We start from the raw sequence: 6,710 nt of genomic DNA on the forward strand, positions 1-6,710 counted from the left end.
GGCACCGGTACGGCAAACCGCCCACGCCCGCTGAGCTGCATCAAAAACCTTGGTTTTTGCCCGTGCCATAATGCCGGTTCGGATTAAATACGAGGAGAAAAAATGCAGAATGAGCATCAAAAAAGCGGCAATGCCGCCGGCAGGGCGGCGCAGCGTTATTTCACCGTTTGGCGCTGGCATTTTTATGCGGGCGTGTTTGTTTCCCCCTTTTTAATACTGCTGGCCGCAACCGGCCTGATGATGATGCTGACGGCCAACATATACGGCAAAGAAGGCGACAGGCTCGGGGTGGCGGTGCGCGAAACGGTGCAGCCGCTGTCGCGGCAGGCACAGGCGGCGCTGGATGCGGTGGATAAAGATCACGGAGCGGTTGTGCAGTATATCGCCCCCCGTGCCGCCGATAAGGTGGCCGTGTTCCGCGTGAACGACGGCAGCGGCAAGGCAACCATGGTGGCGGTCGACCCCTATACGGCCGAAGCGGCCGCAATCTATCCGCGCGAAAAAAGCCTTTACCACCTGATGGACGAAATCCACTCGGACATGCTGATCGGCACAGTGGGCGACTATCTTCTGGAAACCGCCGCCGCGCTTACGGTGCTCTTGGTGGTCAGCGGCTGGTGGCTTTGGTATCAAAAGCAGCAGGGGCTGGCGAAAATGCTGGTTTCGCCGTTCGGCAGCCGCCGCTCGTGGTGGCGCAGCCTGCACGGCACGGCCGGAACCTGGATCAGCCTGATGCTGCTGCTGTTCTGCCTTTCGGGCATGGCTTGGGCGGGCATCTGGGGCGGCAGGGCAGTGCAGGCGTGGAGTCAGTTTCCGGCAGGCAAATGGGGCGTGGAACCCAACCCCGTATCCGCCGTGCCCGTGCACGGCGATTTGAACGGCGGCAAAACCAAAGAAATCCCGTGGGTGCTGGAGCTGACCCCGCTGCCGCAGTCGGGTGCCGTTTCAGGTGAAGGCGGCATCGCCCCCGATACGCCGGTAACGCTGGACACGGTAGACCGCTTCGCCCGCGAAAACGGGTTTGAAGGGCGCTACCACCTGTATTTCCCCAAAGGAGAAACGGGCGTGTGGACGCTGAACCGGGATTCGATGAGCTACGACAGCCCCAGCCCCACCGCCGACCGTACCGTGCACATCGACCGCTACAGCGGCAGGGTGCTGGCCGACATCCGTTTCAGCGACTACAACGCCTTCGGAAAATTCATGGCCGCCTCCATCGCGTTCCATATGGGCACTATGGGCTGGTGGAGCGTGGTGCTGAACGTGCTTTTCTGCCTGTCGGTTATCGGCATGTGCGTCAGCGGCTGGATTATGTGGTGGCGGCGCAGGCCGTCGGGTGCCGCAGACCTGGTGCCTCCCGCAGCGGCATATTCCGCCCGCCCGCCCAAGGGATTGGCCGCCGTTTTGCTGCTGCTTGCGGCTCTGTTTCCCACTGCGGCAGCGGCAATTATTGCCGTCTGGCTGCTCGACAGGCTGCTGCTGAGGCATGCCCCCGCCTTGGCTAAATACCTGAAATAACCGGCGCGCACCGCAACCGCGCGGGTGAAAAAACGGTTTTACCCCAAAAAGCCATGCCGTCTGAAAGGTTTCAGACGGCTTTTGTTGTTTAATCAGAAATCAAATTTTCGTCAAACCAAACATCCTCATATCCGTTTTCGCCGATTAAAAACCGATACCCAGGCGGCAGGGCGAGGAATTTATAGATTTCCAAGCGCCATTCATTGATATGGGACACATGAAGAGGGGAGAAAAAATCTTTATCTTCTGAAAATTCATCCCCTGCCCAAATATACCATCCGGTTGTGTCCCCTTCGGGTTTGTACCTCAACCCATGGATAGGATAAAGATTTTTTTCTTTAACATTATGGGCAATACCCACTTTTAAATGATCGTGGCTTGGATAAAAATCCGCATGATATTTATGACAAATTTCCAATTGTTGATTTCTCATAAAATTCAGTATGGTTGAATGATGCCGTCTGAAAGGTTTCATACGGCATTTGTCAGTCATCATACGGCTCCGTTGAATAGGCTTCTTTCCCGCCTACGATAATGGTAACGATTTTTTCCAATGCCACCCAGACTTGTGCGCCGATACCGTCAAACTCGTAAACATAGGTGGGATAATTTTCATCTGCAAGATAAATCTCATCCACCTCGCCAACATAATCGCACTGAAAAATCTGTTGAAATTCCGATAACGTCAGTCCTATTAGATTCAAGCCCAAAAAATATAATTCTTTATAACAAAAAATTGAAATAATTTCGTTATTTTTTATACCCAGTAATAAGTTTTCATCAGGAGATTCATAATATTCTGTTCCGAATTCATCGGGAGATTCGTATGAAAAATCTTTCAAAAGTTTCTTGTATAAACCTATGTCGGTATCAAATTTAAAATCTCCAACAGAAACAAAAGGGGAAAATTCGGGATAATTATCTACCACGGCGACCATGCTCTTCTCCTTTTGCTTTTCTGTCTGCATTTTTGTTGATATTCCTTATTTTTTGTTTTATCTTTTGCCTTTCATTTTTTGACATATTAGAAGTAATTTGACTTTCTAAATTGGCCACCTGTCTTTCCGCGGCAGTTTTCGCCCGTCCACCGTCCCCGTGTTTTTCGTTCTTGGAGCTGCCCGTCCTGCTTCCTGATTTGTCAGACCTTGATTTTACCCCGCGTTCGACGGCGTATCTGCCCACCGTCCCCGCCACCCCTGCAACTTCTGCCGCATTGGGGTTGCGCTGCGCCCAGCGGTTGTAGGCGGCTTCGGCACGGCTGTAGGCGTTGTCGTAGCTTGCAGCGGCGCTGCCGAGGCCTTCCACCGCCTTGAGCTGTACTGCGGGCGGCAGGGCGCGGAGAGCTTCCAGACCCGCTACGGCTCGGACGGTGGCGATGCCGTTGTAGCCCTTTGAGCCCCGTACGGACTGTTATACAGTTTACATTTTATGAATACCGCTTTCAGGAATCGAAACGTTTTCGTAAACCGTAATAGACGTAATTTCTTGCGTTTGCGGGTCGGACAATATTTCCAGATACGGAAGGTCGGGGCTGCGTTGTCGGTTAAACCAGCGGTAAGTGTGCAAATGGGGCAGTCTGCTGCCGCTGCCGCGTAAAAATTCCGGCAGGCCGCCTGCGCGGAAGCTACCGCCGAATCCTCCGTGTTCCTGACGGTAGGGGATGCTTGCCTCAATACTGAAATGGCGGGTGCGGCGCCGTCCATACCCGCCGCCACTGCTGAAACCCTCACCGTACGACAGCGCCAAACTGTTTTGTGTTTCCAAAAATTGACGGTTTTTCAGCAAATACTGTTCAAGAACAGGCGCGGTTTCTTCGTTAAGAATCGGTAATCCGTTGCCGTCTTTAGGCAGATCCGGCAAAGGATTGGGAGTATATACGCCCCACACGGCAGCCAATTCCTGCACCGGACGGTCAAACAGGCAGGACGTATCGAGATTTTCATAAATCTGCCTGACCAAACTGTCTATTCCTTCTACGCGGTGCAGGTTGCGGCAGTCGGACGGGCGTTGCATTTCCATACCGTCGGTATCGGATAACGGAGGATTGTCCGTTTTTTGCACGACGGCTTCCCGAACGGCTGCAACGGCAGTTTTTTCTGCGGACGGTAAAGGTTTCTCGCGGGAACAGGCGGTAAACAGCAAAACGGCCAGCAAGGCCACATATTGATTCATCAGTATTCCTTTTCAGACGGCCTTGTAAAACCAATCAAGTATCAACGGCAGAGCGGCGGGATTGTGCCAAGTAATCGATTTCTTCCCTGTCGAACAATGCTTCGAGCTCTTCCGCAGAATGATCTTTAAGAAAATCCTTTTCTTCATTGGTTATCGGCAGCAGCCACATAAAACGCACATTATCCATGTATTCCAGTTTCTTTCCATAAGGATAAGGAAGGGAAATCAGGAAGTTTTCCAAATTTGAATTTTCCAGCCACGGCCTGCCTATCTCAACAACGTTGCCCAAATTCAAATGAGCACCCCCATAGTTGAAGCAGACCGAAGCCAGCATGGCCAGCGCCTCCACATGTTCAGGCGTTTCATAGGGGCTGATAATGAAAAATTCCTGATTTATCATTTTCCCCATTCCCGAGCTTACATAAACCCAAGGAAAATTTTCATGTTCGGGCGGCTCCACACAGAATATCCGGAAATCAGGCATTTCTTCCAAGATCCTGCCTGAATTCCAAGTCATGGCCTTAATTTTCCTGTCAGGCCAAAAACTTTCCAAATGAAGCCGGACGGATTTATTGTAGTCCATGCTTTTTCGCCTGCTCTCTTGAATATCTAGACATTTCCGCTCCTTCTTTATGTTGACAAGTCAAATATTGTGTACCGTCAATTTCTTTCAACAGATGCCGTCTGAAAATTTCAGACGGCATCTGTTGAAGCTATGAGTTGGAAACTTTCTGCCATTCCGAAGGTTGGACATTGAATTCAAACTCTGCTTGCTCAAATGCAGATTCTAAGGTTTCATGATACGTATCCGATTGTTCATTTAAATCCGCATCCAAATGAATCAGATAAAATCCAGAATCTCCATCATACTGAACAATACTTAAGAATTTGGGGGAAGGTAATATTCCATACTCATTGCTATGCACCACCTTGTTTAATCCATAACCATATTTTTCATTTAGGATTATTTTAAACAATTCCCTCATAACATTCTCCTAAACTATTTTTTCTTATCAGGTGTAATGGTTACGGCGGTATTTTCAATCACCCTACCTCCTGGTTTGTCGTAAGCTTCAAAATGTCCATGATGCCGAGAAGATTTTGTTTCATGATTACCATACCTGACCTGCCTCATGCCATCTCTTGATACATAACTGAGGGAAAGTTATGGGGTAGTTATGTAGATGCCGTCTGAAAATTTCAGACGGCATTTATTTTACAGAGAAACAGATTCAACAATATCATTTTCTACCCAAAAAATAGCATCTAATTCTTTAGATTCGTAAAAATATCCTTCGTTATCCGTGATAAAATCATAAACTTTAAAAATATCTTTTATTTCAAAAATATTTTTTCCAATCAAAGCATGGTTTTCATAGAATAAATTCTGCTGCAATTCCATACCAAGAAATATATCAGTATTTTGCGAATCAAAAGTTAATAAAACACCTTCTGAATCAGACTTCCACATTTCATCTTCAATCAGGTTGCTGGCAAAAAAAGGAACTGCATCAATCTGCTTCAACAACTCCTTTTTTTTATTATATGGCTGATTGTAAACAAGGTCGTTTATTCCAATATGTGGCTGCCAAATCCATTTCATTATCTGTTTCCTTTATGACGTCTACCGTGGGTTTCACCCGTTTGATTCATTTTATCCCGCCAATGTTTCACCTGCCTTTCATAAGTTTTCAACTCTTTTTTAGATAAACCGCGCTGTTTGGCATCAGATAAATTGCTCTCTGCACGCGCTAAATTCCGTTCGGCAGATTGTCTGGCACTAAGATTTTGATGCTTGTCGTTTCTTCCTCCGCCATGGCGATTCTGAATTGTACTTCCAGAACTTTTTCCTGCCATTCCACGCTCAACCGCATATCTGCCCACCGTTGCAGCCACCCCCACAGCCTCTGCCGCATTGGGGTTGCGCTGCGCCCAGTTGTTGTAGGCGGCTTCGGCACGGCTGTAGGCGTTGTCGTAGCTTGATGCAGCGCTGCCGAGGCCTTCCACCGCCTTGAGCTGTGCGGCAGGCGGCAGGGCGCGGATGGCTTCCAGCCCGGCCACTGCTTTGAGGGTGGAGAGGCCGTCTGCCGCATCGCCCGCGCCTATGGCTTCCCAGCCCGCTGCGGCTACGCCCGCAGCACCCGAGAGGGCGGCATTGACGGCACGGGCGGTTTGGCCGCGCCAGTCCAGCGCTTCGTTGGGGGCGGTGGCGGTTTCCCAAGCGTTCTTCAGGCTGCTGCCCGCCATGTCGCGGGCGTTGGTGAGGCGGTCGGCAAAGCGTTCGGCGGTGCTGCGGTAGTCGTTGACGTTGACGTTTACTTTGGCGGCGGCACCGTTGATGGTGTAGCGGTATTCGTCGCGCGCGCCGGTGGGGGCGGGGTAGCCGCCACCCTGCGGGCCGTCATAGCCGTCAGCGGGGTGGTGTTCGTGCCCCGTCCAGCGCAGGCTGTAGGTGGTGAGGTCTATGCCGACGTTGCCCTTCGAGTCGCCGGCGGAGCGGCTGCCGTGGTTGTCGAAGGGGGCGTGCACTTCGTGGCCGTGGCCGCTGAAACGCACGGTGTAGCCGATGTCGCCTTTGATGACGGCGTGTTCCATTTGCAGGTTGCCGATGCGCTGGCTGCTGACGGTGTTGACGGTTATGCTGCCGGTACGGTCGGTTACGCTGCCGCGGCTGCCGAAGAGGTGGTATTGGCCGCCGGGCTCGAAGTTTTTGCGGTCGGTGTTTTGGCGGATGAAGGGGTCGCTTCCCAAATCTGCCGCCGCGGCGGGCTGCACAAGGGCAGCCGCCGCCACGGCAAAGGCGGCAAGGAAGGCCGCCGGTTTGCGCAGCAGTTTTTTCATGGTTTATTCCCCCGCTTTGTGCCGGCGCACGACGGCGTCGCTGACATCACGCGCGGCGCTGCCGTCGTTTTGCCAGTCGGGGCGGTTGGCGGCGGCTTTGCCGCCGTAGGGGGTGATGTCGGCAAAATCCACCATCAGGCCGTCTGCGGCTTTGAGGGTTTTGGCGGTTTTGAACGGCC

At 51.6% G+C, this 6,710-nt stretch carries 8 protein-coding genes and 1 pseudogene; 1 reads left to right on the plus strand and 8 read right to left on the minus strand.

Annotation, left to right across the window (positions count from 1 at the left end):
• Window positions 1–102: 102 nt before the first annotated feature.
• The gene (locus tag Q3970_RS05545) at window positions 103–1,518 is read left to right on the plus strand and encodes a PepSY domain-containing protein (RefSeq protein WP_303099603.1); all 1,416 of its coding nucleotides are present in this window, start codon (window positions 103–105) and stop codon (window positions 1,516–1,518) included.
• Window positions 1,519–1,606: 88 nt separating this feature from the next.
• Here the strand turns inward: Q3970_RS05545 and Q3970_RS05550 are convergent, their stop codons facing one another.
• From Q3970_RS05550 to Q3970_RS05585, 8 genes and pseudogenes are all read right to left on the minus strand, one after another.
• Window positions 1,607–1,951 carry a hypothetical protein gene (locus Q3970_RS05550; RefSeq protein WP_303099611.1) on the minus strand — a complete coding sequence of 115 codons (345 nt, stop codon included), beginning with the start codon at window positions 1,949–1,951 and terminating at the stop codon, window positions 1,607–1,609.
• 52 nt (window positions 1,952–2,003) lie between these two features.
• Window positions 2,004–2,456, minus strand: a complete 453-nt coding sequence (locus Q3970_RS05555) for a hypothetical protein (protein WP_303099604.1) — start codon at window positions 2,454–2,456, stop codon at window positions 2,004–2,006.
• A pseudogene (locus tag Q3970_RS05560) lies at window positions 2,437–2,643 on the minus strand (pretoxin); the annotation flags it as partial. The pseudogene Q3970_RS05560 and the gene Q3970_RS05555, both read right to left, overlap by 20 nt.
• A 294-nt stretch (window positions 2,644–2,937) precedes the next feature.
• Entirely contained in the window at window positions 2,938–3,690 is a 753-nt protein-coding gene (locus Q3970_RS05565; protein WP_303099605.1) for a hypothetical protein, read from the minus strand.
• A gap of 34 nt (window positions 3,691–3,724) precedes the next feature.
• Window positions 3,725–4,273, minus strand: a complete 549-nt coding sequence (locus Q3970_RS05570; RefSeq protein ID WP_303099606.1) for a suppressor of fused domain protein — start codon at window positions 4,271–4,273, stop codon at window positions 3,725–3,727.
• A 130-nt stretch (window positions 4,274–4,403) separates the two neighbouring features.
• Window positions 4,404–4,676 (minus strand): hypothetical protein, encoded by a 273-nt coding sequence (locus Q3970_RS05575; protein WP_303099607.1) that lies wholly within the window; start codon window positions 4,674–4,676, stop codon window positions 4,404–4,406.
• A 230-nt stretch (window positions 4,677–4,906) separates the two neighbouring features.
• Complete coding sequence (locus tag Q3970_RS05580; RefSeq protein WP_303099608.1) at window positions 4,907–5,293, minus strand: hypothetical protein; 387 nt, start codon at window positions 5,291–5,293, stop codon at window positions 4,907–4,909.
• Window positions 5,293–6,531 carry a MafB family polymorphic toxin gene (locus Q3970_RS05585; protein WP_303099609.1) on the minus strand — a complete coding sequence of 413 codons (1,239 nt, stop codon included), beginning with the start codon at window positions 6,529–6,531 and terminating at the stop codon, window positions 5,293–5,295. Before Q3970_RS05585 ends, Q3970_RS05580 begins: the two co-directional genes overlap by 1 nt.
• Window positions 6,532–6,710: the final 179 nt, after the last annotated feature.

Origin of the sequence: Neisseria sp., from assembly GCF_030530745.1 — a bacterium.
Taxonomy (GTDB): domain Bacteria; phylum Pseudomonadota; class Gammaproteobacteria; order Burkholderiales; family Neisseriaceae; genus Neisseria.

What these genes read in the sequence shown, in the direction of transcription:
- Q3970_RS05545 (WP_303099603.1), top strand. Translation starts at nt 103, where the DNA reads ATGCAGAATGAGCATCAAAAAAGCGGCAATGCCGCCGGCAGGGCGGCG.
- Q3970_RS05550 (WP_303099611.1), bottom strand. Translation starts at nt 1,951, where the DNA reads ATGAGAAATCAACAATTGGAAATTTGTCATAAATATCATGCGGATTTT.
- Q3970_RS05555 (WP_303099604.1), bottom strand. Translation starts at nt 2,456, where the DNA reads ATGGTCGCCGTGGTAGATAATTATCCCGAATTTTCCCCTTTTGTTTCT.
- Q3970_RS05565 (WP_303099605.1), bottom strand. Translation starts at nt 3,690, where the DNA reads ATGAATCAATATGTGGCCTTGCTGGCCGTTTTGCTGTTTACCGCCTGT.
- Q3970_RS05570 (WP_303099606.1), bottom strand. Translation starts at nt 4,273, where the DNA reads ATGGACTACAATAAATCCGTCCGGCTTCATTTGGAAAGTTTTTGGCCT.
- Q3970_RS05575 (WP_303099607.1), bottom strand. Translation starts at nt 4,676, where the DNA reads ATGAGGGAATTGTTTAAAATAATCCTAAATGAAAAATATGGTTATGGA.
- Q3970_RS05580 (WP_303099608.1), bottom strand. Translation starts at nt 5,293, where the DNA reads ATGAAATGGATTTGGCAGCCACATATTGGAATAAACGACCTTGTTTAC.
- Q3970_RS05585 (WP_303099609.1), bottom strand. Translation starts at nt 6,531, where the DNA reads ATGAAAAAACTGCTGCGCAAACCGGCGGCCTTCCTTGCCGCCTTTGCC.